The organism is uncultured Meiothermus sp. (assembly GCF_937863175.1).
Lineage (GTDB): Bacteria > Deinococcota > Deinococci > Deinococcales > Thermaceae > Meiothermus.
On record NZ_CALMCQ010000478.1, the window covers coordinates 1 to 23,198 of the forward strand.

31 protein-coding genes and 2 pseudogenes are annotated in these 23,198 nt (G+C 61.8%); 26 read left to right on the forward strand and 7 right to left on the reverse strand.

What is annotated here, in order from left to right; all coding sequences use genetic code 11:
- The 3 genes and pseudogenes from Q0288_RS17615 to Q0288_RS17625 form a co-directional block, all read right to left on the reverse strand.
- Positions 1 to 185 (reverse strand): annotated as a pseudogene (locus tag Q0288_RS17615) (hydrogenase formation protein HypD); the annotation flags it as partial.
- Positions 182 to 424: a HypC/HybG/HupF family hydrogenase formation chaperone gene (locus Q0288_RS17620; RefSeq protein WP_299433613.1), complete on the reverse strand. Its 243-nt coding sequence runs from the start codon at positions 422 to 424 to the stop codon at positions 182 to 184. The gene Q0288_RS17620 and the pseudogene Q0288_RS17615, both read right to left, overlap by 4 nt.
- Positions 411 to 725, reverse strand: a complete 315-nt coding sequence (locus Q0288_RS17625) for a HypC/HybG/HupF family hydrogenase formation chaperone (protein ID WP_299433616.1) — start codon at positions 723 to 725, stop codon at positions 411 to 413. Before Q0288_RS17625 ends, Q0288_RS17620 begins: the two co-directional genes overlap by 14 nt.
- A 120-nt stretch (positions 726 to 845) precedes the next feature.
- Between Q0288_RS17625 and Q0288_RS17630 the strand changes: the two genes are divergently transcribed.
- The 9 genes from Q0288_RS17630 (at position 846) to Q0288_RS17670 (ending at position 7,193) form a co-directional block, all read left to right on the forward strand.
- Complete coding sequence (locus Q0288_RS17630) at positions 846 to 1,322, forward strand: hypothetical protein (RefSeq protein WP_299433619.1); 477 nt, start codon at positions 846 to 848, stop codon at positions 1,320 to 1,322.
- Between the two features lie 293 nt (positions 1,323 to 1,615).
- Entirely contained in the window at positions 1,616 to 2,377 is a 762-nt protein-coding gene (locus Q0288_RS17635) for an AAA family ATPase (protein WP_299433622.1), read from the forward strand.
- 9 nt (positions 2,378 to 2,386) lie between these two features.
- Positions 2,387 to 3,589, forward strand: coding sequence for a hypothetical protein (locus tag Q0288_RS17640; protein ID WP_299433625.1), 1,203 nt, complete (start codon positions 2,387 to 2,389; stop codon positions 3,587 to 3,589).
- Between the two features lie 4 nt (positions 3,590 to 3,593).
- Positions 3,594 to 3,896, forward strand: a complete 303-nt coding sequence (locus tag Q0288_RS17645; protein WP_299433627.1) for a hypothetical protein — start codon at positions 3,594 to 3,596, stop codon at positions 3,894 to 3,896.
- Positions 3,893 to 4,192, forward strand: coding sequence for a hypothetical protein (locus Q0288_RS17650; RefSeq protein WP_299433630.1), 300 nt, complete (start codon positions 3,893 to 3,895; stop codon positions 4,190 to 4,192). The genes Q0288_RS17645 and Q0288_RS17650 overlap by 4 nt, the downstream gene beginning before the upstream one ends.
- 229 nt (positions 4,193 to 4,421) lie before the next feature.
- The gene (locus Q0288_RS17655) at positions 4,422 to 4,745 is read left to right on the forward strand and encodes a hypothetical protein (RefSeq protein ID WP_299433633.1); all 324 of its coding nucleotides are present in this window, start codon (positions 4,422 to 4,424) and stop codon (positions 4,743 to 4,745) included.
- Entirely contained in the window at positions 4,745 to 5,035 is a 291-nt protein-coding gene (locus Q0288_RS17660) for a hypothetical protein (RefSeq protein ID WP_299433636.1), read from the forward strand. Before Q0288_RS17655 ends, Q0288_RS17660 begins: the two co-directional genes overlap by 1 nt.
- The gene (locus Q0288_RS17665; protein WP_299433639.1) at positions 5,032 to 5,310 is read left to right on the forward strand and encodes a hypothetical protein; all 279 of its coding nucleotides are present in this window, start codon (positions 5,032 to 5,034) and stop codon (positions 5,308 to 5,310) included. Before Q0288_RS17660 ends, Q0288_RS17665 begins: the two co-directional genes overlap by 4 nt.
- 11 nt (positions 5,311 to 5,321) lie before the next feature.
- Entirely contained in the window at positions 5,322 to 7,193 is a 1,872-nt protein-coding gene (locus tag Q0288_RS17670; protein WP_299433641.1) for a nickel-dependent hydrogenase large subunit, read from the forward strand.
- Positions 7,194 to 7,231: 38 nt separating this feature from the next.
- Here Q0288_RS17670 and Q0288_RS17675 read toward each other — a convergent pair whose 3' ends face one another.
- Together Q0288_RS17675 and Q0288_RS17680 are read right to left on the reverse strand one after the other, a co-directional pair.
- Positions 7,232 to 7,648: a PIN domain-containing protein gene (locus tag Q0288_RS17675; RefSeq protein ID WP_299433644.1), complete on the reverse strand. Its 417-nt coding sequence runs from the start codon at positions 7,646 to 7,648 to the stop codon at positions 7,232 to 7,234.
- Positions 7,645 to 7,818, reverse strand: a complete 174-nt coding sequence (locus Q0288_RS17680) for a hypothetical protein (protein WP_299433647.1) — start codon at positions 7,816 to 7,818, stop codon at positions 7,645 to 7,647. The genes Q0288_RS17675 and Q0288_RS17680 overlap by 4 nt, the downstream gene beginning before the upstream one ends.
- 470 nt (positions 7,819 to 8,288) lie before the next feature.
- Between Q0288_RS17680 and Q0288_RS17685 the strand changes: the two genes are divergently transcribed.
- The 15 genes from Q0288_RS17685 to Q0288_RS17755 all read left to right on the forward strand — a co-directional run bounded on the left by Q0288_RS17685 (position 8,289) and on the right by Q0288_RS17755 (position 19,217).
- A complete protein-coding gene (locus Q0288_RS17685; RefSeq protein WP_299433650.1) occupies positions 8,289 to 8,735 on the forward strand; it encodes a putative toxin-antitoxin system toxin component, PIN family in 447 nt (148 codons plus the stop codon).
- 36 nt (positions 8,736 to 8,771) lie between these two features.
- Positions 8,772 to 9,338: a hypothetical protein gene (locus Q0288_RS17690; protein ID WP_299433653.1), complete on the forward strand. Its 567-nt coding sequence runs from the start codon at positions 8,772 to 8,774 to the stop codon at positions 9,336 to 9,338.
- Entirely contained in the window at positions 9,338 to 9,700 is a 363-nt protein-coding gene (locus tag Q0288_RS17695; RefSeq protein ID WP_299433656.1) for a hypothetical protein, read from the forward strand. The genes Q0288_RS17690 and Q0288_RS17695 overlap by 1 nt, the downstream gene beginning before the upstream one ends.
- A gap of 2 nt (positions 9,701 to 9,702) precedes the next feature.
- Positions 9,703 to 10,584 (forward strand): NifU family protein, encoded by an 882-nt coding sequence (locus Q0288_RS17700; RefSeq protein WP_299433659.1) that lies wholly within the window; start codon positions 9,703 to 9,705, stop codon positions 10,582 to 10,584.
- A complete protein-coding gene (locus tag Q0288_RS17705) occupies positions 10,581 to 11,078 on the forward strand; it encodes a hydrogenase maturation protease (RefSeq protein WP_299433662.1) in 498 nt (165 codons plus the stop codon). The genes Q0288_RS17700 and Q0288_RS17705 overlap by 4 nt, the downstream gene beginning before the upstream one ends.
- Positions 11,075 to 11,419 (forward strand): hypothetical protein, encoded by a 345-nt coding sequence (locus tag Q0288_RS17710; RefSeq protein WP_299433665.1) that lies wholly within the window; start codon positions 11,075 to 11,077, stop codon positions 11,417 to 11,419. The genes Q0288_RS17705 and Q0288_RS17710 overlap by 4 nt, the downstream gene beginning before the upstream one ends.
- Before the next feature lie 185 nt (positions 11,420 to 11,604).
- Positions 11,605 to 11,886 carry a helix-turn-helix transcriptional regulator gene (locus Q0288_RS17715; RefSeq protein ID WP_299433668.1) on the forward strand — a complete coding sequence of 94 codons (282 nt, stop codon included), beginning with the start codon at positions 11,605 to 11,607 and terminating at the stop codon, positions 11,884 to 11,886.
- Positions 11,887 to 11,916: 30 nt separating this feature from the next.
- Positions 11,917 to 12,714, forward strand: a complete 798-nt coding sequence (locus tag Q0288_RS17720) for an ABC transporter permease (protein WP_299433671.1) — start codon at positions 11,917 to 11,919, stop codon at positions 12,712 to 12,714.
- Positions 12,711 to 13,466, forward strand: coding sequence for an ABC transporter ATP-binding protein (locus tag Q0288_RS17725; RefSeq protein WP_299433674.1), 756 nt, complete (start codon positions 12,711 to 12,713; stop codon positions 13,464 to 13,466). The genes Q0288_RS17720 and Q0288_RS17725 overlap by 4 nt, the downstream gene beginning before the upstream one ends.
- A gap of 6 nt (positions 13,467 to 13,472) precedes the next feature.
- A complete protein-coding gene (locus tag Q0288_RS17730; protein ID WP_299433677.1) occupies positions 13,473 to 14,438 on the forward strand; it encodes an ABC transporter substrate-binding protein in 966 nt (321 codons plus the stop codon).
- Positions 14,435 to 14,806, forward strand: coding sequence for a DsrE family protein (locus Q0288_RS17735; RefSeq protein WP_299433680.1), 372 nt, complete (start codon positions 14,435 to 14,437; stop codon positions 14,804 to 14,806). The genes Q0288_RS17730 and Q0288_RS17735 overlap by 4 nt, the downstream gene beginning before the upstream one ends.
- 166 nt (positions 14,807 to 14,972) lie before the next feature.
- The gene (locus tag Q0288_RS17740; RefSeq protein WP_299433683.1) at positions 14,973 to 16,514 is read left to right on the forward strand and encodes an ABC transporter substrate-binding protein; all 1,542 of its coding nucleotides are present in this window, start codon (positions 14,973 to 14,975) and stop codon (positions 16,512 to 16,514) included.
- Between the two features lie 175 nt (positions 16,515 to 16,689).
- Positions 16,690 to 17,658 carry an ABC transporter permease gene (locus tag Q0288_RS17745; RefSeq protein ID WP_299433686.1) on the forward strand — a complete coding sequence of 323 codons (969 nt, stop codon included), beginning with the start codon at positions 16,690 to 16,692 and terminating at the stop codon, positions 17,656 to 17,658.
- The gene (locus Q0288_RS17750; protein ID WP_299433688.1) at positions 17,651 to 18,511 is read left to right on the forward strand and encodes an ABC transporter permease; all 861 of its coding nucleotides are present in this window, start codon (positions 17,651 to 17,653) and stop codon (positions 18,509 to 18,511) included. The genes Q0288_RS17745 and Q0288_RS17750 overlap by 8 nt, the downstream gene beginning before the upstream one ends.
- 55 nt (positions 18,512 to 18,566) lie before the next feature.
- Entirely contained in the window at positions 18,567 to 19,217 is a 651-nt protein-coding gene (locus Q0288_RS17755; RefSeq protein WP_299433690.1) for an FmdE family protein, read from the forward strand.
- A 54-nt stretch (positions 19,218 to 19,271) separates the two neighbouring features.
- Here the strand turns inward: Q0288_RS17755 and Q0288_RS17760 are convergent, their stop codons facing one another.
- Both Q0288_RS17760 and Q0288_RS17765 read right to left on the reverse strand, forming a co-directional pair.
- Positions 19,272 to 19,940: a class I SAM-dependent methyltransferase gene (locus Q0288_RS17760; RefSeq protein ID WP_299433693.1), complete on the reverse strand. Its 669-nt coding sequence runs from the start codon at positions 19,938 to 19,940 to the stop codon at positions 19,272 to 19,274.
- A 51-nt stretch (positions 19,941 to 19,991) separates the two neighbouring features.
- Positions 19,992 to 21,182 (reverse strand): MFS transporter, encoded by a 1,191-nt coding sequence (locus Q0288_RS17765; protein WP_299433696.1) that lies wholly within the window; start codon positions 21,180 to 21,182, stop codon positions 19,992 to 19,994.
- Between the two features lie 239 nt (positions 21,183 to 21,421).
- Here Q0288_RS17765 and radA point away from each other — a divergent pair, with 239 nt between their 5' ends.
- Complete coding sequence (gene radA, locus Q0288_RS17770; protein WP_299433699.1) at positions 21,422 to 22,741, forward strand: DNA repair protein RadA; 1,320 nt, start codon at positions 21,422 to 21,424, stop codon at positions 22,739 to 22,741.
- Positions 22,742 to 22,746: 5 nt separating this feature from the next.
- A pseudogene (locus Q0288_RS17775) lies at positions 22,747 to 23,198 on the forward strand (hypothetical protein); the annotation flags it as partial.

Consider the following 23,198-nt stretch of genomic DNA (forward strand, 5'->3'; position numbering starts at 1 on the left):
GGGCCGTGGACGAGTTCGATGCTGGGCGGCAGCAGGTCTTGCAGGCCGAAGCGGTAGATGGAGTGGGTGTGCCCCCCGCAGACCTCCATGATGCGGTAGTGTCGGCCAGGATCGGCGAGGCGATTGATTTCCTCGGCCGCTTTCTCGATGAGTCTGGGGTCGCGGAACTCATCTACATATTTCATAACCGTTCCTCCAGGCGCGAGATCGCCACGCCCATGTGAACCAGAAGCGCGTCACCTACCTTCGCTTCGGGAAAGAAGTCAATAGCAACCGTGGCTCGCTGCCCAGTGCGGTCTTCAACCACCGCATCGTTGCCGGTTAACGTGATGACCTGCACCGGCACCGCCACGTCGCCGCAGGTGGTGCAGCCATCTTGATCAAGGGTGCAACTACCGTAGAGCAACAGGTCAGTTTTCGACATGGGGACTTCGCTCCTGATCCTTGGGGGCTTCGTCGGCAAACTGGTAGCCTTCCAGTTCTTCCAGCGCGGCCTCGGCCTCGCCGAGCATGGTCATGAATCTGAGCTGATCGTGGGCTTCTTGCTCGCTTATCTTGCTCATAGCAAACCCCACATGGATCAAGACCCAGTCTCCCAGCACGAGTTGTTCCTGGGAAAGCAAATCCATATTGACCTGGCGGCGCACCCCCGAGACCTCGACGGTAGCGAAGTGGCGGAACTCGTCCTGGAATTGAACGATCTTACCGGGAATGGCAAGACACACAGCAGCAACCTCCTTAGAATTATCCTGAACTTTACCATATGCATGGTCAGACCAGAGCCTAGCATCAGAGGTTTCTGGTGGCAACAGGACGTTTGCCCTGTTGCTAAGATTAGCTCAAGGATGCTCGAGGCTTTCTTCTCACAAAACCACCGTATCTCTGCCCCACGGCTGGGCAAGGAGTGGTCTCTCGAAGAGCAGTCCACCCGTCGCACTACCCGGGTGATGGCCCGTCTGACGGTGCCGGGGCAGTTCGCTTTTTTTGTTGCCGAGGATAGCCAGGTGGAAGTACCACAGCAGCCTGAGGCATGGGCCCGGATGCGGCAGGCTGAATATGCCCAGAATTACCAGGCCGTAAACTGTAATTATCGTGAGTCAGTATCCAGAGACGGGGTGCGCTGGCTCGAGGTCTCCCTGGAAATCACCCTCCATGCCCGTCTGGCACCCCTGAACAAGCTCGAGCGCATCGCAGTGGTTGGCAGCCACCGCCTGATTCTGAGCGTGGAGGCTTCTGCTAAAGATCTGAGGAAATTCTGGCTCGAGGCCCAGCAATGGTTCGACGAGGTGCAGTTCGCAGTCCTGAAGGGAATTGAATCCTGAACCCGCTGCTACCCGAGAGGCAGACCGGGGCTCGGGATCATGGCCAGAACCCCCGGGCCCTGAACCAGACGAGGCGTTCGCAAAAAAGTCCGATAAGGTTGCTTAAACTTCACGGGAGGCCGTTAGCGTTTTCATAAGCTAGCTTATATAACCCGTCCAGAACTCCTGTATCGTCAAAACATCCCTTGTAATTCCACACTTAGTCCAGGTATCCTGAAGCAATTCAATAGCTTTGCGGGTTGCGTCCTGTCTTCCCCAACCCAACCCGCTTTTTGGCAGTGTGGAGGCATATAATGCAACGAATCGCTATTTCTGGCAAGGGCGGCAGCGGAAAAACTACGATCTCGGGAACCCTGGCGCGCCTGGCGGGGCGGCGGCTGGGCCGCGTTTTAGCGGTGGATGGCGACCCCAATCCCAACCTCGGACGGGCTATGGGGGTGCAGCATGACGGGGTGTGGCCGCTGCTACCCACCAGCCTGATGAAGGTCGAGGAGGTTGACGGCAGACGGGTTTCCCGGCTGGCCCTGCCGGTGCAACAAATTCTCACCGAGCACACCGTGGCTGGGCCGGACGGGGTACAACTCCTGGCCCTGGGCGAGGTGGACGAGCCCGGCAAGGGTTGTCTGTGCAGCCGCCACGGCATGGTGCGCGAGATCGTGGGGGCTGCGGTCGAGGAGTCCAACCAGGCAGTGGTTCTGGACATGGAGGCTTCCCTGGAGCACATGCGGCGCGGCACCGTGCGCCACGTAGACAAGCTACTGGTGGTGACCGAGCCCTACTACCGTGCCCTGGAGTCTGCGGGGCGATTAATAAAACTGGCTCGAGAAATGGGCCTAAAGGAAATCTACGGCGTCGCCAACAAGGTGCGCACCCCTGCGGAAGAGCAAGTGGTTTTGAGCTATTTCAAGAGCCTCGAGACCCCGGTGATCGCAGTCATTCCTTTCGACGAGACGGTGACGGCGGCTGACCTGGAAGGAAGGCCAGTGCTCGATTATGACCCCCAGGCCCCCTCGATGCGGGCGGTGGCGGGAATGCTGGATCGGCTGATGGCCTAGGAGGATACTGTGGTAAAGGAACCCATGAGCAGCGGCCAGGCCGGAAGTCCGACCCCCCTGACGGGACTCGAGGACGCACTGACCGGCCTCTCCAGGAAGTACAAAGAAGTTCACGCCTTCTGGATGGCGGGCATGAGCTGCGACGGCTGCACCATTGGGGTCGCGGGAGCTACCAGGCCCTCGGTCGAAGACCTCCTGACCGGGCGACTGCCGGGCTTGCCCAAAATCATCCTGCACCACCCGGTGCTGGCGGTGGAGGCCGGCCACGACTTCATGGAGTGGTTTTACAAAGCTTGGAAAGGTGAGCTGGACGCACCTTATGTGATTCTGCTCGAGGGCTCTGCGCCCGACGAGGCGCTCAACAGCAGCACCGGCGGCTACTGGTCGGGCCTGGGAGCGGAGACCTCCGACGGCGACGTATGGAAAGCCCAACCGGTTCCAACCATGGAGTGGGTCAGGCGGCTGGCCCCTGGCGCGGCGGCGGCTATAGCCGTTGGCACCTGCGCTACCTGGGGCGGCATCCCCGCAGCAGCGGGTAACCCCACTAACTCGATGGGGCTGATGGACTACCTGGGCAAGGACTACCGCAGCGTGCTGGGCTTGCCGGTTATCAACATCCCTGGCTGTTCACCGCTGGGCGACAACATTACCGAGACCATCGCCGCCGTGCTCATGTTCCTGCAGGGTATGGGGCCGCTGCCCGAATTTGATGAGCTGGGCCGCCCGGCCTGGCTGTTCCGCGAGACCGTTCACCGGGGCTGTACAAGGGCGGGCTACTACGAGGAGGGCACTTTTGCCAAACAGTACGGCGACCGCGAGTGCCTGGTAGAGGTGGGCTGCTGGGGGCCGGTGGTGCAGTGCAATATCGTCTCCCGAGGGGCCATCAACAATTCGGGCGGCTGCATGAAGGCCGGAGGCATCTGCATTGGCTGCACCATGCCGGGCTTCCCCGACAAGTTCGCGCCCTTTTACGCCGAGCCGCCAGGAGCCAAGTTTTCGGGGACGATCTCGCGCGCTTCAGGCACCTTCGTCTCCACTCTGCGCCGCCTCTCGCAACGCCAGGCCAATCTGACCGAGCGCTGGAAGAAGACCGGCGTACCCTCGGGCTGGGGCGAGGTCGCGCCGCAAACTGCGGTGGACAAGGTTTATAGCTTCTTCTACGAGATTGTTCAGTACCGAAGCTCGCAGAAGCCCGGTACCAGAAAGGTCTGAGCTTATGATCTGGTTTGCCCTTGCGATGCTGATCGTGGCCGTGGTGGCGGCCCTGCTGATCTGGATTCTGACCGAGGCCAGGGGAATTCGCACGGCTGCGGTTCGCGCCCTGAACGCGGCGGTCGCGGTGGAGGAGCGCACCAAGGTGCTGTGGAAAATCCCCGAACTTAACCAGCTCCTGGACACCGGCTACGGCGTGGTGTCCAGGGTTGCCGACAAGGCCCACCAGGCCGCCGATGCAGTTGATCCCCCTGGCAGGAAGGCCGACAACGGCCAACACCATCTGCCCGATGGGAGGAGAGCATGATTACTTGGCTGGTTCTCCTGGTAATTGGCCTCGTCGTTGTTGGGGTTGTGGGCTGGCTGCTGAATGCAATCCTGAAGGAAGCCCGAACCATCGAGAAGGGCGCAGGCGCAATCTGGGACGGCGGCAAGCGTATCGCCAACAACACCGTGCACGTTCCCGACCTTATCCGCACCAACCATTTCGTGGGCAGAATCCTGGCCGGAGTGCCCGGACTGCACGGCGACCTCGAGCGCATCCGCAAGCATGCCGAAACCTGCCCGGGCTGCCCGCAGTGCGTGGTGGGGGGCAGGCTATGAGCAACTGCTTTTCTCCGCTCGGAAATCCACAAGCCGAAAGCATGAAGTCCTCCCCCCTTGTGGGGGAGGGTAGGGTGGGGGGTCGGGCGCGAAGCGACCGTGCGTCACGCAGAACTCGCTTCGCTCGCACCCCCTCCCCAGCCCTCCTAGCGCTAGAGCGTCGTCAAGGGGGAGGGAGCTTAAGCCTCGAGCGATCCAAATTTCGGGAATTTGTCGGAGTGCGCAACGTATGACTACTTTCTTAGCCCTACTCACACTCTTGCTCTTTGCACTATTCGCGGGGGTGCTGGTCTACTTCCTGACCCGCATCGCGCAGACCCTCGAGGCCATCGGTTCTCGAGAGCCCTCCACCATTGGGCGGCGCAGCGCGTACCCCAGCTACCTGGCGCGCATCGCGCTGGGTGTGACTGCCATCGAAAAGGAGGTCTCGGCGCTCGGCCCCCAGGCGACCAGGCTGAACGAGGGCCTGGGCGGGCTGGCGGGTGGGCTTGAAGCCCTCAAAGACTCGGTCGTCGGCACCCTCAAGGCTGTCGAGAAGCAGGGAGGTGCCTGATGGAAGGTGCATATATCGTCTGGGGAATCGGTCTGGCGATCGCCTACCTGGCGGTTCCGCTCCTGCTCTGGCTGTTGCTGCGAATCTGGCGGGCAGCCTGGAAGATCGAGTACTATGCCAGGATCACCCACCGTTCTACCCAACAAATCGTGCAACACCTGAACCACATCCCTGCCCTCGACACCACCGAGGCCGGGCTGAAGGGCGCGAACGCGCTGGGCAAGGAGGTGGCCGCCGGGGCCGAGGCCCTGACCGCCCTGCTGGCCCGCCGGGCCGGAGGTAAGTCATGAGCCTTCATGCCCTCCTGACCATAATTTGGGTCGCGGCGGTGGTGCTGGTGCTGGCCCTCGCGGTGATCAGCACCGGGCTGGCGCTGCGTCGAGCAAAGCTGCACCTCGAGGGCGTGGCTGATGATCTGGAAAAAGTGGCTGGACAGGCCAAACCCTTAGAGCCCAAACTGACCTCCATCCTGGGCGAGTTGCAGGGCGTGGCTGGTTCGCTGATCCGGGTAGACGCCGGGCTGGGCAAGATTCTCGAGGTCATTGGCGGCCTGGTGCGCAGGTAGGAGGAAGTCACATGTGTTTTCAATATCTCCCCATCGAGTTCGACGCATCGGGCAGGGCCCGACTCAAAGATGACGTGCGCGACCCCTACGGCTACCAGGTGACCGACCTGGGGGCCAACGAGGACAGGCTCAAAGAACTGCTGGCCCGCAACGGCTTTATCAGGTCGGTGGACTACGACCCGGTGACCCGCGTAGCGGGAGCGCTGGCCTTTCACAGCGTGGTGGACTTGGAGAACCGCACCGTGCTGTCGGCCAACTCGATGGCAACGATTTTCCGGGGCTACGAGGTGATCCTGAAGGGGCGCGACCCCAGAGACGCGATCTTCATCTCCTCGAGGGCCTGCGGCGTATGCGGCGGGGTTCACGCCACCGTGAGCGCGGAGGCCCTCGAGATGGCCTTCGACATCCGCCCACCCAGGCTGGGCATCCTGCTGCGCAACCTGCTGCTGGGGCTCGAGTACCTCTACGACCACCCCCTCCACCTGTTCCTGCTGGCTGGGCCGGACTATTCGGAGTCGCTGATTCGGGCCACCAACCCCAGCCTGTGGGACAAGGCCCGCAAGACCCTGGCCCCCCGCGCCGAGCACCACGGCTACGGCACCATGGCCGAATTGCTCACCGACATGAACCCGCTCACCGGGAGCCTGTATCTGGAAGCCCTGCACATGACCCGCGTAGCCCGCGAAGCCTATGTGGTGATCGGCGGTAAATACCCCCACCCCGAGACGGTGGTGCCCGGCGGCATCAGCGCCACGGTCAGCTTGCAGATGATGAACGAGGTCTACCAGCGCCTCCAGCAGTTTTTCGACTACTCCAAGAAGGTGGTGGCGATCTGGGAGGACATCACCCAGTTCTTCTACGAGGCCGACCCCAAATACCAGCAGTGCGGAACCCGGCCCGCCAATTTGATTGACACGGGGGTATGGGACGACCCCGAGACCTACGACGCCAGCTACAAGAACATCGAGACCTGGGGCAACCGCCGCTGGTCGGTTCCAGGAGTCATCATCGGCGGCAAGCAAGTTACCACCAGCCTGCAAAACATCAACATTGGCCTCGAGGAGTTCATCGAGCGCTCCTACTACCACGACGCCGCCGGCAACCGCTTCCCCACCGACCCCCTGGGCGCACCGCTCTCGCCCAACCACCCCTGGAACCGCGAGACCAAGCCGCGCCCCGGCCCCCAGAACTGGAAAGACCGCTACTCCTGGAGCACCACCCCCCGCTGGGACAGGCAGTCCTGCGAGGCCGGTGCGTATGCCCGGGTCTGGAACGCCGCCGCCGCCAACAAGCTCCCCTACCGCCGCTTTATCGAGCCCACCGGCCAGAGTCTCAAGATTCTGGTTCCCGAAGGCAAGCGCCCCGAGCAGGTACTCGAGTGGCACATCCCGCAGGTCTGGAACGCCTTCGAACGCAACCTGGCCCGGGCTTACTGCATCCCCTTTAGCGCAATGGCCGCGATGGACAACTGGCTAATGGCGATGGAATGCCTCAAGCAGGGCGACACCGACGTGGCGACTCCCTTTGAAATCCCCCGCAAAGGTACTCATATTGGCGCGGGCTTCTGGGGCGCGGGCCGGGGCTTCCTGACCCACCACATCGTGGCCGACAACGGGGCCATCACCAACTATCAGATCCTCACCCCCTCCACCATCAACGCCGCCCCCCGCGACCCCTGGGGCCACCCCAGCCCCTACGAGGAGTCGGTGATGAAGACGCCCATTCTCGAGGAGTTCGACAAGCCCGACAACTACACCGGCATAGACCTCCTCCGGGCCATCCGCAGCTTCGACCCCTGCATGCCCTGCACCACCCACATCATGGTGGACAAGCACGATCTGGTGATTACGAGGGAAGTCAACACCTGCGGTTGTGGAGTTTAGACCATCACCAAGGGGCTTTGCCCTCAGACAACTGATCTTTAGGATTGTCTGAGCAACGGGACAAAACCCTCAGTCAGGAAATGTGAGTCGTAGGCCAGCGCTTCGGAGAGACCCCGATCCCGCATCACGCCGATGCTCACGCAGTCGGTGAGGCTGTAGCCCTGATCTTTGCGCTTGCGGTATAGCGCAAGCCCGTTGACGAGGTGGAGCTTGCCGGTGACTACCAGTTCGGTGTAGGGGTCGGCAATCAATTGCTGGGCCGGGTATACCGCCTCCTCCCGCAGGGCTTGACCACGCTCTGCGAAATAGTTAAGGGTCTCTACCAGAACCAAGTCGGTGGTGATTATGGCGAACTGCCCGAGCTGGGCGGTAACTGCAAAGGCTTTGAGGTGCAGGCTGTCCCTTTTGTTGATCAGGGCTATCCGGTAGCCTGTATCCACGAAAACCGCTCTCACCTCTTTTTGCGGCTCCCGTAGAGGTAGTGGTCGTGGTTGGTCGCACCATCGGTAGGAGCCTGTTGCAACTCCGCGGAGGGGATCTTCCTGGCCCGCGCCGCGATGGCCAGCAGCATAGCTCCGGCACCCTCTGGCTTCCTGGTTTTCTTGGCTCTAACCGCAGTTGCCATGTCTCGAGGATAGCATATGCTCCACCCCAAACCCTGATCGCCGGGGTAGATCATCGTTTCTGGCACGATCACTTGACTAGCTTCCTCGTCCTGAAAAGGGCTCGCCGACTGCTACATTGAGACTATGGCTGCGCGTCTGCCAAAACTGAGCGAGGAAGCCCTCAGGCGCATTGCCGAGGCCAGCCGGGTGAGGGGCTCACCCCCGATGACTACGTGCTCAAGTTTGTGCCTGCTGTGTCCAGAAAAGCCCAAAAACGCCTTAGCGAGAAAGAGGCAAACCGGCTTGTCGACGAGGCCGTGCGAAAACATCGGGCTGGCAAAGCTTACCAAAAAAGGGTGCAGCTCGAGGCGGATTCGATGACCGCTGCCGAAGCCGAAACGCGATTCACCCAGCGCAAGGGGGGGCTGTCCGAGCGCGAGGCGGGGCGCATAGCAGACACGGCATTGGCAAAGGTGCGGAGCCGCGGGAAATGACCCGGCCTAAGGCCGTTCTCGACACCAACATTTACATTCGCGCACTGCTCTCACCCACCGGTGGGAGCAGTAAGCTATTGAATCTGTGGCTGCAAAAACGCCTGACCTTATTCACCTCAAAACTCCAAATCGCTGAGCCGAAAGAGACGGTCAACGTCATCAACGAGGAGGGCAGGGCAAGCATCTCGGAGGACGACTTTGCCGCGCTGCTCAATTTGCTGGAAAACAGGGGAAATTTGGTACCTTCAACCCGGCAGAACAAGGTCTCGCCCGACCCCGACGACGACTGGATGATCGGAATTGCCATCAAAGCCGGGGCCAACCTGCTGGTGACGGAGAACCCAAAGCACGTTTACCAGGCCATCATGCCCAGGAACCCGCCGATCAAGGTATTGAGCATCAAAGACGCTTTGAAGTGGTTGACCTCCAAAGCAAAAGTCTAAAAGCTGCCATTTGTACCGAGGGTTTATAATGGCTCCATGCCACAGGCCAGAACCCTGATCGCCGGGGTCGGTCACCGCTTCTGGCGCGACCGCTCGGCGGGGCCGGAGTTCTGTGACCGGCTGGGGAGGCTCGAGTGGCCCCCGCACGTCACCGTGGCCGACTACAGCTTCGGTGCCATTCCGATGATGTTCCAGCTTCAGGACGATCAGTACCAGCGGGCGCTGTTCGTGGCCTCCGAGGCCAGGGGCCGCAAGCCGGGGACGCTGCGGCTTTACCGCGCCGACCCCGAGCTGCCCAAGACCATGGATGTGTTCCAGGAGTACATGAACGAAGCAGGCTCGGGGGTGATTGCAATTGAACTGCTGCTGGTGATCGCCAAGCAGTTCAACGCCCTGCCCGGGGAAACCTGGGTTTTGGAGATTGAACCGGTGGAGGCCAGCGGCCCCGACGGGCTTACGCCCCAGGTGCAGGCACTGTACCCCAGGGTGGAAGCGATTGTGCGGGCTTTTGTTGAAGGCGAATTGCCTGCCGAACTGGTGGAGGAGCACGCCCGGTTCGGACTACAACGCCCCTTCTCCCCGCGCAAAGTGGAGGTACACTAATGACGCTGGAACAACTGCGGCTGCGCGACGAGATTTTGCAGGTGCTCTACTGGCTCAAGGGCGAGAACCTGGGCGAGACTGCCACCGCGCAGCAGGTCTCGGTGCTGGTGGGGGCTGCGCCGGAGCAGATCGGGAAGGTCTTCGAGATGATGAAGCTCGAGGGCCTGCTGCTGGGCGCGGGCGAGGCCGCCGTACAGCTCACCGAACTCGGCCACAAAGAGGGCGGGCGACGCTTCAACGATGCCTTCGCCGAACTGACCCACTCGGCCCACGGCGCCTGCGGCCCCGACTGCGAGGACTGCATGATTAATGGCCCCGAGAACTGCCAGCACCACAACCGAAAGCCCGATTGGATGAAGTAGCCATGGCTGCGGAAGTCTCGCTGGACGAACTGGTGGCCGAGCTGAGTGCGCGGATTCAAAATCTTGAAGCCCTGCCCTTCCCGCAGGTGCGCGAGGAGATCTTCGCGGTGCTGCAAATCACCGACTACATCCACCGCGTGGGCCTGGAGCGGCTGGGCGAGCGGCTGGCCCAGGCAGGGATTCTGGACGAGGTGCTGTTAGACCCGGCGGTGAACCTGCTCTTCACCCTCTACAACCAGAACCCCCTCGACCAGGCTTCGCTGGCCGAGCAGGCCCTCGAGCTGGTGCGCCCCTACATGCAGTCGCACGGGGGCGAGGTCGAGGTGCTGGCCGTCGAGAATGGCATGGTGCACGTCCGGCTGCAGGGCTCCTGCAAGACCTGCGCGGCCTCGGCGGCGACGCTCAAAAACGGTATAGAAGTTGCGCTGTACAACAGCCTGCCCGGCTTCAAGGGGCTGGTGGTTCACGAGCCCCTACCAGAAGAGCCGGTTACCGGTCTAATCGAACTCCCGATGGCGGGCGCAGGTGCGCCTGCTGCTGTGCAAACCCCGGTCTTTACGCAGGTTGCCGAGCTTTCGGACTTGCTCGAGGGCCGCGTGACCCCGGTGTTCACAGGCAATAAAGAGGTAATTCTGGTGCGGTTGGGTGTGGAAGTCAACGCCTTCGACTGCACCTGTCCCGGCTGCAAGATGCCGCTCTCGGATGCCAAGCTCTCGGGCAACGTGCTGGTGTGCACCTGGCAGAACTGCGCCTACGATGCACGAAACGGACGGCGGGTGGACGGAGTGGAGGGAGCCTCGCTGCGGATTTACCCGGTGAGCGTCCAGGGCAGTCGGGTTTTGCTGGCAACCGACCTGCGGGCGCGGGAGTTGTTCTCGAGATGATCCTGGTGGCGGGCTTCGGCAACCTGCTGCACCGCGACGATGCTTTCGGGGTTCGGCTTCTGGAGCGGCTGCAAGATAACCCGAATCTGTCGCCCAGGGTCAGGTTGTTCGACGCAGGTATCGGTGGGATGCACTTCGTACAGGAACTGTTCTGCGGCTACCGGGCGGTGGTGATTCTGGATGCAGTGCAGGGCCAAACCCCAGGCCAGGTGCGGGTCTTGCAGGCCGACGTGACCGACCCCCGCACCCTGCCCCCCCGGCTCAAGCGGGACATGCTGGCCGACCTGCACTACGCCGAGCCAGGCCGCGCGATGGCGATGGCCAAAGCGCTGGATACGTTACCGCCCAGGGCCTACATTGTAGGCTGTGTGCCCGCCGCAATTGATCTGGGCATCGGGATGTCGCCGGAGGCTGAGAACGCGCTGCCCATCGCGGAAGCGCGTCTGACGGAACTGCTGACGAGCCTGTTGAGGGCTGAGGAGGTGGGGGAATGATTTCCGTACTCGAGCATGGTGTAGGAGCCATAGCAGAGGAAAAGATCAAGACCATAGCCCCGCTGGTCGAATACTACGAGACCGAGATGGGCCTGGGGGCAGGCCGCCTGATGCTGGCAACCAACTTCCTGCGGGATGCGCGGGAGATGCAGCCGAACCTTACACCGGAGGCCAGGGCCGCCCTCGAGCAGGCCGAAGCCCTGGTGGTCAGCACCATGATTCGTTTTCTGGGTGCTGGAAAGGAAGGCGAAGGCTGTGGCTGCGGGGAGGGGTGCAACTGTGCGGATAGCATCCAACAGCAGGCCCAGGCCTGGTTGGACAAAGCCAAGAATCGGTCGTGAAGCGCCTGAAGTTTTCACCATACCTGCTCCCCTGTGCACAGCGAATGCAAAAAGGTGAAGGCCCAAAGCCAGAAATCTTCACTGGGCACAGCTCATCGGAACGCTCGACCCTCGACCCGACCTGCGAGACTCTCACAAAGCCTGGGTTGGATAAAAATCAACTGACCAAACCGCTGAGGAACCTTATGACCGCTTTTGCCAGAGCCCTGCAACGTTCGCGCAAAGAGCACGGCTGGAGCCAGGAGAACCTGGCCCGCAAACTCGAGATCTCCCAGGCCACGGTCTCGTTTTGGGAGAGCGGCGTGGAGTATCCCAGCTTCAAGCATCTGGCCGCCCTGGTGGCGCTGGTGCCCGAGGTGCTGCCCTACGCACACCAGGAGGAATTAGAACTAATCCGGCGGTTGTTAAGGGCCGAAAAACTGGCTTTTGGTGGGGGGTGTAGCTGTCAAGGTTGCAACTGTTCTTGATATGCGGTATTTATTAGCTTACTAATATTTATGCAATCTGCGTCTTCGGCCTCCTCCGCACCCAAAAGAACCGGCCACGCTACCATGCGCATCTGGCCGTATGTGTTAGCGGTTGGCACGTTGTTGTCGTTGTGGCAGTTGGCCGCATGGAGTCTGCCGGCATTTCTATTACCGGATCCCGCGCGGGTGTTGAGCCAGATGCCCGAGGCCATATCGGAGGGCGCTTTCTGGAATACCCTATTCACCAGTTTGGGGCGGCTGTTTACCGCGCTGGCATCCGCAGCAGCTCTGGCAGTGGGAATGCTCTTTCTGGGGGCGGCTTTCCCCGCACTGCGGGGCTATTTTCGCGCGCTGATGGCGCTGTTGCAGTCGGTTCCGCCGATAGCGTGGTTTCCGCTACTGCTGTTGTGGTTTGGGTTTGGCGCGTTACCCATCGTAATTGTGGTGACCCTGGCAGCCTTGTTTCCACTGGCGATTGCAGGGCTGAACGCTCTGGAGCAGATCGAGCCGCGCTGGCTGGATCTGGCCCGGGTGCTGGGGGCAGGCCGCTGGCAGGTGGTGCGAAGGGTGTATCTACCTGCGGCGCTACCCGCACTGCTCACGGGGCTCGAGATTGGCTTTGGCAACGCCTGGCGCTCCTTAATTGCTGTCGAGATGCTGGCAGGTGCAGCGCGGGGCCTGGGAGGTAACATCCAGCTCGCAGGGCAACTGGGCGACATGGTCACGGTTCTGATCGGGATTTGTGTGATTGGGTTGCTAACCGTAGTGCTGGACTGGCTCCTGCTGGAGCCGCTCAAGCGTCGCTTGCTGGCCTGGAGGTACCGGTGAGCCTGGAGCTTCGGTCGGCAGGGAAGCATTTCGGTACCTTGACCGCCCTGCAGGAAATCTCGTTCCACTGCGCCGAAGGCGAGTTCATTGCCGTGGTGGGGCCTTCGGGCTGTGGCAAATCCACCTTGCTGCGCTTAATTGCGGGGCTGGATATGCCCACAACAGGGCTGGTGTGCTTTAATCAGACGCCAGTGCGTCAACCCAGTTCAGAACGGGCCCTGGTGTTGCAGGATCGCGTGCTGTACCCCTGGCTAACCCTCGAGGCCAACGTGGCAATGGGGCTGGAACTGGCCCGAAAACCCCGTTTGCAGGCCCGCCAGGAGGCCCGCAGCTGGCTGGCCCGGCTGGGGTTGGCGGGTTTCGAGGAATACTATCCCCACCAGGTTTCCGGGGGAATGGCCCAGCGCGCTTCCCTGGCCCAGGTGCTCGCCGTGCAGCCCCGGCTGCTGCTGCTAGACGAACCCTTCGGCTCGCTCGACGCGCTGACCCGTCTGGGCTTACAGCAGGTTCTGCATGAGCTGTGGCAGGAGTTGGGCTTTGGGGTGGTGATGGTCACGCACGATGTGGACGAAGCCGTCTACCTGGCTAACCGGGTCATGATCTTAACTCCCCGCCCTGGGCGCATTCTAACCGATTTGAGCATTCCCCTGTCCCATCCCCGTAACCGTGACGAAACCGCTTTCATCAAGTTAAGACGGGATGTGCTGGCACAGTTGGGCATCCCGTCTCGAGACGGGGTGCACAGGAGGTAGTAAATCATGTGGAGAGTGGCACTGCTATTGCTGGTGTTTCTGCTGGGTTCGGCTACTGCGCAGAAAGTGCGTATGGGCTACCTGACCGTGCTGCCCATGGGTCTGGCACTGATTGCACAGGATAGGGGTTTTTACAAGGAGGGGAACCTCGAGGTCGAACTCATTCCCTTCAACGACCTCCAGCCCCTGATGGCCGCTCTGGCGGCAGGCCAGCTCGAGGCGGCCCAGACCGGGTTTCCAGCCGCGTATGTGTGGGCGGCGCGAGGGGCGCCCATCCGGGTAATTGCCAAGGCAGCCCACCCCGACATTCTAATTCTGGCTCGAGAGGATAGCGGCATTACCAGCCCGGAAATGCTCCGGGGGCGCAACCTGGGTACGCCTCCAGTGGGCAGCACCCCCGAGGTGCTGTTTAGAGGCAAAGTGATGCCCCGGTTCCGGCTCAGGGCCACCGATCTAAACCTTATCCCCTCCCCTCCCCCCACCCTGGTTGGCGGTCTGGCAACCCGGCGCTTCGAAGCAGCCGTGTTCCCGCAACCCTGGGCCACCATTGCTGAGTTCTCGTTGCCGGTTCGACGAGTGCTCGACTTCAGCAAAGTCTGGAGTAATCAGGTCGGCTCGGTGCTGGCTGTCAACCAGCCCTGGCTGCAGCGCAACCGGGGCCAGGCTCTGGCACTGGTTCGCGCCCAGCGCAAGGCGGCGGAGTTCGTACGCTCCAACCCTGCCGACTCGGCCCGCATCCTGGCCGCGGCCTTCATTCCTCGCCCTATAGACACCCCCAGAGGCCCGATCGGTGGGGTTGAGGTCATGCAAAAAGCCTTACAAGATATGATCTACGACTGGCGCATCGCTCAGGCCGACCTGGCCGCAATGGCCGAGTTGATGGCCGTACTGCATCGCCTGGGATACGCCCCCAGAGGGGTCACCCTGGCCCAGTTGCTCGACACCACCCTGCTCAGAGAGGTAGGCCAGTGAGCCTCAAGAAGTTGATCTTCTTTGTGACCAGCGGCCCGGCGAACCCCAGCCAGGCAACACGGGCCTTTCGGTTTGCTAAAACTGCCCACGCCGAGGGACTGCCTGCCGAGGTGCGCCTGGCCGGTGAGGCGGTGCTGTTTGCCCGCACCCAGGAGTTTGCCGCTCTACCCAGCGACTCGCCTCTGCGCGAACACATGCAAGCGGTGATGGACACTCCAGAGATAAAGGTTACGCTCTGTCCGGTCTCGGCCCAGCGGCACGTTCTGACCAAGGAACACCTGGTTCACCCCCGCTTCGAGTTCAAATACCTGGCCAAAGTGCTGCGCGAAGTCTCCGAAGGAAGCGCCGAGTTTATTTACCTCGGCTAAAATCAGGGTTCCCCCAAAGGGTACGCTACTTTTTGGTGACACCAACCTCCTACCGGCCCTCGAGCACACCCTGCGGCGTGGCAAGCGAGGGGCGGGTTTAGCTCCACTCACGCGCAGATTTAGTATGATGGAACGGCTTACATAAGCTGGCTAATAGGGAGGCGGCATGAAGCGAGTTTTTTGTTTAGGTCTGGCTGTGTTACTGGGAATAGCATTGGCCCAAAACCGGGTGCTGGTAGCCGCTACCACCAACGAGCCACCCCACCTGAACCCCGCCATCACCACAGCAGGCAACGTCAACACAGTAGCAGGCTCCATTTTCAACGGGCTGGTGGGACTGGATGCAAATGCCAATCCGGTGCCCGAGTTGGCCGAGCGCTGGGAGGTGCGCGACAACGGCAAAACCTATGTGTTCTTCCTGCGCCAGGGGGTGCGCTGGCACGATGGGCAGCCCTTTAGCGCAGCAGACGTGAAGTTTACCTTCGAGGAGGTCTTGCTCAAATTCCATGCACGCACCCGGGCTGGTCTGGAGGGTGCGCTTACGCGAATTGAAACCCCCAACGCCAGTACGGTGGTCTTCCGCTTCGCCAATCCCTACGCTCCGCTGCTGCGCCGTCTGGACAACATCGAAGCCCCCATCCTCCCCCGCCACCTCTACCAGGGCTCCGACCCCCTCAATAATCCCGTCAACCAGCGCCCGATCGGCACCGGGCCATTCAGATTTGGCGAATGGCAGCGGGGGCAACAGGCGGTGCTGCTTAAAAACGAAAACTACTGGCGGCAGGGCTTTCCCAGGTTGGATAGGGTCGTGTACCGCTTTATCCCCAGTACCTCGGCAGCCGCAGCCGCCCTGGAACGCGGCGAAATTGACTACTTGTGGGGTGTCGGCGGCGCCGATATCGCCCGCTTGCGCCAGGTACAGACCGTACGACTCGAGCGCAACCCGGCCGGCGCGGGTGGCTCGTACTGCGTGAACACGCTGGTACCCAACCTGCGCAACCCGTACTTCAGAAACCCCAGGGTACGCCAGGCGTTTTACCACGCCATCAACCGCGAGTTCATCCTCGAGCGGATCCACTTTGGCCAGGGCCGGGTGGCACGGGGACCCATCGCCTCGACGCTGCCGTTCTTCGATCCCAACATCCCCACCTATGCCTTTGATGTGGAGCGGGCCAACCAGCTGCTGGATGCTGCTGGCTTTCCGCGCAGAGCCGGTGGGGTGCGCTTCCAGATTCGTTTTACCTTTGCACCGGGCAATTTCGGTAGTTTGGGCGACGTGCTTAAAGATCAATTGCGCCAGGTGGGGATTGACCTGGTGCTCGAGCCGCTCGACTTTAATGCTGCCGTGGACAAGGTCTATATCAGAAAAGACTTCGACCTGGGAGTGGCCTCGCTGTGTGGCGGCCCCGACCCCGACATTGGGGTAAAGCGCTTACTGACCTCCAGAAACATCGGCCCCATTGCCTTTAGCAACGGCTCGCTATATGTGAATCCGCTGGTGGACGCGCTACTCGATCGGGCCGTGCAGACCGTGGACAACGAGCGCCGTATCGCCCTGTACCGGCAGCTACAACAAGCCGTGGCCCGTGATCTGCCCTATTTCTGGCTGGTCGAGACCGAGGGTTACCGGGGCTACCGCACCGCCGTGCAGGGGATCCAGATCTGGCGCAGCAATGCATTTGAGAATGCGACGGTAGGTGGGAACTAAGGTGGGGCTAACCGGTGTTCGCCCCTGAGTTCATAAAGTGCAGCCCCAAATCTCCTCCCCCATGGCGGGAGGTCGGGTGGAGGGGCAAGATACGGGTTGCCTGGCGAAGGTGAGTGGCCCGGAACTCGCTTCGCTGCACCCACTCCACCATCAAGCCAGATTGCGCTTAACCAGAATGCTTACCTACGCGACCCGTCGGATTCTGCTGGTGATTCCACTGCTGCTGGGAATTGCCGCGCTGAACTTTCTGCTGGTGAGCCTGGCTCCGGGCGACCCGGTGATCTACTTGCTGGCCGACAGCTCCGACCCCGGCCTGGTGCAGACCCTGCGGGAACGCTACGGCCTCGATCAGCCGCTGTGGGAGCGTTTTGGGGCCTATATCTCCTCGCTGCTCCAGGGCAATCTGGGGCAGTCCATCGCACAGGGACGGCCCGTGCTGGACGCCATTTTAGAGCGTATACCGGCCAGCGCCATCCTGGCCGGGGCTGCACTGTGGATCGCAGCCGGGCTGGGCATACCGCTGGGGTTGTGGCTGGCAAAACTAAGTCTGAGCCACCCGCGCCTCGAGCGCAGCGCTTTCCTGGGCATCCTGCTAGGCACCGGCCTGCCGCCCTTTCTGCTAGGGCAACTGCTGATTCTGCTCTTCGCACTCTACCTGGGGCTGCTGCCTACCAACGGGATGTTCTCGGTGCGCGGCACCCCCGAGGGGTTTCCGCGCTTGCTCGATCTACTGGCCCACCTGATCCTGCCCGCCCTCACCCTGGGGCTGCAACCGCTGGCGGCAATTGCTCGCATCACCCGGGCCCAGGCCCTGGAAGTGATGGGGCAGGACTTTGTGACCACCGCCCGGGCTAAAGGCTTGAACGAGCGAATGGTGCACACCAAGCACGTCCTGCGCAACGCCCTGCCCGCACCCATCACCCTGCTGGCACTCTCGAGCGGACACTGGGTCGGCGGAGCAGTAATTACCGAAACGGTTTTCGCCTGGCCTGGTCTGGGACGGCTGGCTGTGGAGTCCACCCTGGCCAGGGATTACCCACTGGTTATCGGGGTCATTCTAGTCGGCGCGATCGGGGTAATTCTGGCCAACCTTATTGCAGATATTGCGGTTGCGGGGCTAGACCCGAGGGTTCGGTATGGTTAGGGAAAAAAGTACCACCATCAGAAAGCCCAGGGCTAGAAACCGCCTCGGCGGGGAGTTGTTTTTTGTTGGGCTGATTCTCGGCCTGCTCCTCGTCGCGGGCCTCATCCCCAGTCTCCTGGCCCCACAAGACCCCTGGCGCACCGGCGGTCCTGCGCTGGCCGCACCGGGCGGAGAATATCTGCTGGGAACCGACCAGCTGGGACGCGATGTGTGGAGCCGTCTGATTCACGGGGCGCGGACTTCGCTGCTGGTGGGTGGGCTGGCAACCCTAATTGCACTGGTTTTGGGAGGTCTGGTAGGGCTGATATCTGGAACAGTAGGGGGCTGGATAGATGAATTGTTGATGCGTCTGGCGGAGCTGGTAGATACGGTGCCAGGGCTGCTGCTGGCCCTGCTGGTGATCACTTTGATCGGGGCGGGCATCTGGCAGGTGGCGCTGGTGATCGGGCTGACGGGCTGGACGGGACTGGCCAGGGTGCTCCGCAGCCGGCTGGTCTCGATCCGGGAGGAGGAGTTCGTGCTGGGGGCCAGGGCGCTGGGGATGAGCGAGGCTCGAGTGGCCCTCAGGCACATGCTCCCGCTGGCCTGGCCCGCGCTGCTGGCACTGCTGCCCTTCAGGCTCGAGGGAGCGATTATGCTCGAGGCCAGCCTTTCCTTCCTGGGCCTGGGCGATGTGAGTCGGCCCAGCTGGGGCGGCATGCTGCAGGACGCGCAACCCTACCTGAGGCAGGCCTGGTGGCTGGTGGCAGCCCCCGGTGCAGCACTGGCTCTGACGCTGTTCGCGCTGAGCTTGCTCTCTGACCACCTGCAACGCCTGAGCAATCCCAAACTACGACTCGGGAGAAGCGATTAGTGTGACAGGCGCTTATCGCAGCGTAAAAGGCAGTAACCTTACAATGGAGGCATCTATGGTAGCAGGAACCCCGGTCATTTCCGAAGAAATGGTGGAGCAAGCGGTGGCCTTTCATGGGCATCTGTGCCCTGGGCTGGCCATGGGCATTCGGGCTGCCGAAATCGCCCTGCTCGAGGTTGGGCGCTGCACCGAGGAGTGGGAGGTGGCAGCCCAGGTCGAGACCGATATGTGTGCGGTGGATGCTATTCAGCTTCTGGTGGGCTGCACCTTTGGGCGCGGCACCCTGATGCACCTGGACTATGGCAAGAACGCCTATACCTTCACCAGCCGCGCCAATGGCAAAACCATCCGCATCGTCTCGAAGCCGGATGCGGGCGGCCCCCTGAGCGACGAACACCTGGCATTGTGGCAAAAGATGCGTGAGCGTACCATGACCCCAGAGGACAAAAAGCGCTTCTGGCAGTTGCAAAACGCCCGGGCCAGGGCGATTCTGGATGCGCCGCTGGAAAGCTTATACCAGTTCACCCAGCCCCCTGCTCTTCTGCCGCGTCGCAATGGATCGCCCGTCTACACCTGTTGTGAAGCCTGCGGTGAGATGGTAGCCCGGAGCAAGGCCCGCACGGTAGGTGACAAAACCCTCTGCGTGCCCTGTGCGGGGAGATCGAACCAGGGCGGTTCGCCGATTGATTCCATCCCGCTACAGTAATTCCGCTTTCCCGGTGTCGTGGATTATCTTGACTAACCCCGTACCCGGCCAGTCTCAACCATTTTTCTGGTACAGCGCGTTCACCACCACCCGCGTACCCCCTTCATCGGCGGGGGCGGTGGTATCGTAGGTGGGCCTGACAGGGGTGAAACCGTACGGGGCCATCCAGGCATCGAGTTCATCCGGCTCCAGCAGCAACATCCGCCGTTCGTCGCGAAAGCCTGTGAAGAGGTGTGGCTCAATCCTCTGCAACCCTTGCCCGGTAGGGTCGGAGCGCGGGCTGAACTGGGTCATCAGCAGTTGCGCTGCTGGTTTCAAAATACGTGCTGACTCGGCAATCGCGCAGTGCCATTCCTCGAGGCTCTGTGCGGCGTGGTAGACCCCAAAACATATAATGAGGTCGAAAAAATCACGGTCAAAAACGCTCAGGTTATCCATCCGCCCCTCTACCACCCGGTGCCCGGCATCCGCCTTGCCGACGTAAGGTTCAACCCTGCTGCGGGTTTTCTCGAGCATCGCCCTGGAGTCGTCCAATGCGTAGAAGTCAAACCCCTCCCGCGCCAGCCACTCGGTGTTGCGCCCTCCCGCACAGCCGAGGTCGAGGACTCGAGTGGCCCTGGACGCATCCCCCAGCAACTCCATCATGCGCTGATCGGGTGGGCGGGCGGCAAACTGCTCCACGATTTCGGGACGTTCCCAGAAGGGAATTTCCGGATTATCCATAGATGAAACCAAGGCTACCAGCAAGCGCATGGACGGGCAAGTAAGGGGCTGTCATCTCGGCCTGAACCCCAGATAAACCACCGCCAGCAACCCCAGCCCGATCAATCCGCCCCATAAGAACGAGCTTTCTGGCAGTGAACTTCCCAACCACCCTGCGAGTGGATAGCTGAACACCCACCACAGATGACTCCAGGCGAAATGTGCTCCGTAGACCCGCCCCTGCAAAGCCTCGGGAATACGGTCGGCAATCAGGGTCAGGGCAGGCAGGTTAACCCAGTTCTGTCCAATTCCCGCTACAAACCACAGCATCATCAGGGGGGCCAGGGCGACCATGTTGGCGGGTGCAATGGCTACGGTGGTAAGGGCCGCCCCAATCAAAATAAAGGTTGTACGGGGCAGGCGCTTGTCCAGTGCACCCAGAGCCAGGGCCGCCAGCGTTGCGCCGATCCCAAACACGGCCATCACCCAGCCAAAAGCTGCCTCGCCGTACTCGAGCTGTCCGCGCACCTGCACCACCGTATTGACCAGAATCCAGGCCCCCGAGATGGCCGCTACCAGCTCTAGCAGCAGGGCATAACGCACGGGTTGGTCTGACCACAGGCGGAACGTTCCTAGTTTTATATCAGCCCAGGTGCTGTGCTTGCCGTCGGGTTTATCTACATATAGTCGAGTCGCGAGGGTCATAATCAGCAGCGCCGAAATCAGAAATGCGGCAGCGTGGATCCAGAACAAGGGGCGAACCCCAAAAAGTACAGCCAGGGCGCCGGCAATCGCTGGCCCCACCACCCCAAACAGTTCGGTGGTGGCCCCCGAGAGTGCGATGGCCTGCGGATAGTCTTTCGGGCCGGTTACCTGCGGGATCGAAGCCTGGAAGGCCGGTGTGAAGAAGGCAGTACCCATGCTGAGCAAAAAGATCAACACATAGACCTGCCAGGGCTCGGTAACAAAGAACATCAGACCAATCACGGCAACTCGAGCCAGATCCGCCACCACCATCACCGTCTTGCGGTTGATACGGTCCGCCAAAGCGCCCCCCAGCGGTGAAAAAATCACAAAGGCTGTCACCCGCAAGGTCAGGGCCATACCCAGTACCACCCCGGCCCCTTCCCCCACCAGTTCAAAGGCCAGCAACGCCAGGGCTACCCAGGTCAGGGCATCGCCCAGCAAACTCACCGCGTGGGCTGCATACAACTGGGCAAAAACGGGATTGCGCAGACTGCGAAAAACGGCCAGGGCCTGCATACTGCCTGAGTCTAACCGATGCCAGCGTACCGCTCTGGCTGGGCCAGCTTCCCGGTAGGGTCCATAGGTACTGGCAGGGTGGTGCAGCCCATGAAATACCAGCGAGGTTGGTGGCCCAGGGGTTGATGGCGAATTTCCCGATAAAGGTTAGGGGCTCCCCGTCCAGAACCTCTCCTGGCAGCCGGAAGGTGCACCAGCGTCTTTAGTCCTGGACAGATTCTCGCTAAACTTGCAGTTAAATGGCAAGAACCTCTATTCAATATCGTTGCATAGAATGCGGATATAAATCGGTCAAGGAGCTGGGCCGCTGTCCCAACTGTGGCGCCTGGGATAGCTTCAAAGAGGAGGCAGCCGCACTCAAGCCAGGCAGGGCGGCGGGCAAGGGTGGGCTTTCGCAGCCCCGTCCCCTGCCCAACCCCGCTGCCATCACCCGGTTGAGTGACGTGCCCGAGAGCGGAGAGGCCCGGTTCTCGAGCCAGATTGGCGAGCTAGACCGGGTGCTGGGGGGAGGTTTCGTGCCGGGCGAAGTCTTGCTGCTGGGCGGCGAGCCGGGGGTGGGCAAGAGCACCATGCTGTTGCAGGTAGCCCAGAAGATGCTGGGGATGGGCAGACGGGTCATCTACCTGGCTGGCGAGGAGTCGCCGGGGCAGATTCGCTTGCGGGCCCAGCGACTGGGGATCTCGGGAGAACTCGAGCTACTGCGCGAAACCCAGCTAGATGCAGTGCTGGCAACCCTCGAGGCCGCCCCACCGGACTTCCTGGTGGTGGACTCCATCCAGACCCTGGAAACCGCCGCCTCACCGGGCTCGCTGGTAGCAGTGCGCGATGCCACCGCCGCCCTGACCCGCTTCGCCAAGCTGCACCAGATTACTACGGTGCTGGTCGGGCATGTCACCAAGGAAGGCATTGTGGCTGGGCCGAAGGTCATCGAGCATGTGGTGGACGCAACCCTGTACCTCGAGACCGCCGGCAACTTCCGGGTCTTGCGCTCCACCAAAAACCGTTTCGGGCCAGTGGGCGAGATGGGCGTATTCACCATGATTCACGAGGGCATGGAGGAGGTCGCCAACCCTTCGGCAGCATTTCTGGCCGAAAGGCCGGTGGGTGCACCCGGCTCGGTGGTGGCCCTCAGCCTATCGGGTGAGCGAGCCCTGGCCCTGGAGGTACAGGCCCTGGCGGCCCGCACCCCCTTCCCGGCCCCGCGAAGGGTCTCGCAAGGGCTGGATAGCCGCCGGGTGGATGTGGTGCTGGCGGTACTGGAGCGAAGGTTGAATCTGCCGCTCGGCAACCTCGACCTCTATGTCAATCTGGCGGGCGGGTTGCGGGTCTTTGATCCGGGGTTGGATCTGGCAGTGGGGCTGGCAGTGTATTCTGCTGTGGTAGGTCGTCCCCTTCCGGATCAGGTCGCGGTGGTGGGAGAGGTTGGACTGGCCGGAGAGCTGCGGAGCGTGGAGGGCCTCGAGCGCCGCCTGCGCGAAGGGCAGCGGGCCGGTTTCAAGCATCTGGTGCACCCCCCCCAGTTTAAAAGCCTGGAAGCAGCGGTGGGCAAGTTTTTATGAGTGTGATGCACTGGGTTCTATATGCGCTGTTTGCCTATCTCGGATACCAGGTAGGGGTCTGGCTCGAGGCCAGCAACCTCATCAACACCAGCCCCCTGGGCAGCCTGACCAGCCTCAACCGGCTGTACCTGGGTGTGGTGGGCCTGCTGGTGGGCTTTCTGGTCGTGCCACGGCTGGCCTACTGGGTGGAGCGCCGCTGGGATCAGGCCCAGATCTGGCTTAAACGTCTGCCACCCGAGATTCCAGTCGCAATAACCGCAGCCTCGGGTCTGGGCCTGCTGCTGGCAGTACTGCTCACCAATCTACTCAACCAGATTCCAGGGTTTTCTGCATTCCACTCACTGGTCATTGCAGCGGTGCTGGTGGTCTCGCTGTCGGCTTTTGCCATTGTCAACCGGGACTATTTCCGGCTAGCCCGCCCCCCAGCCCATGCGGTCAAGACCCGGGGCGGCAAGGT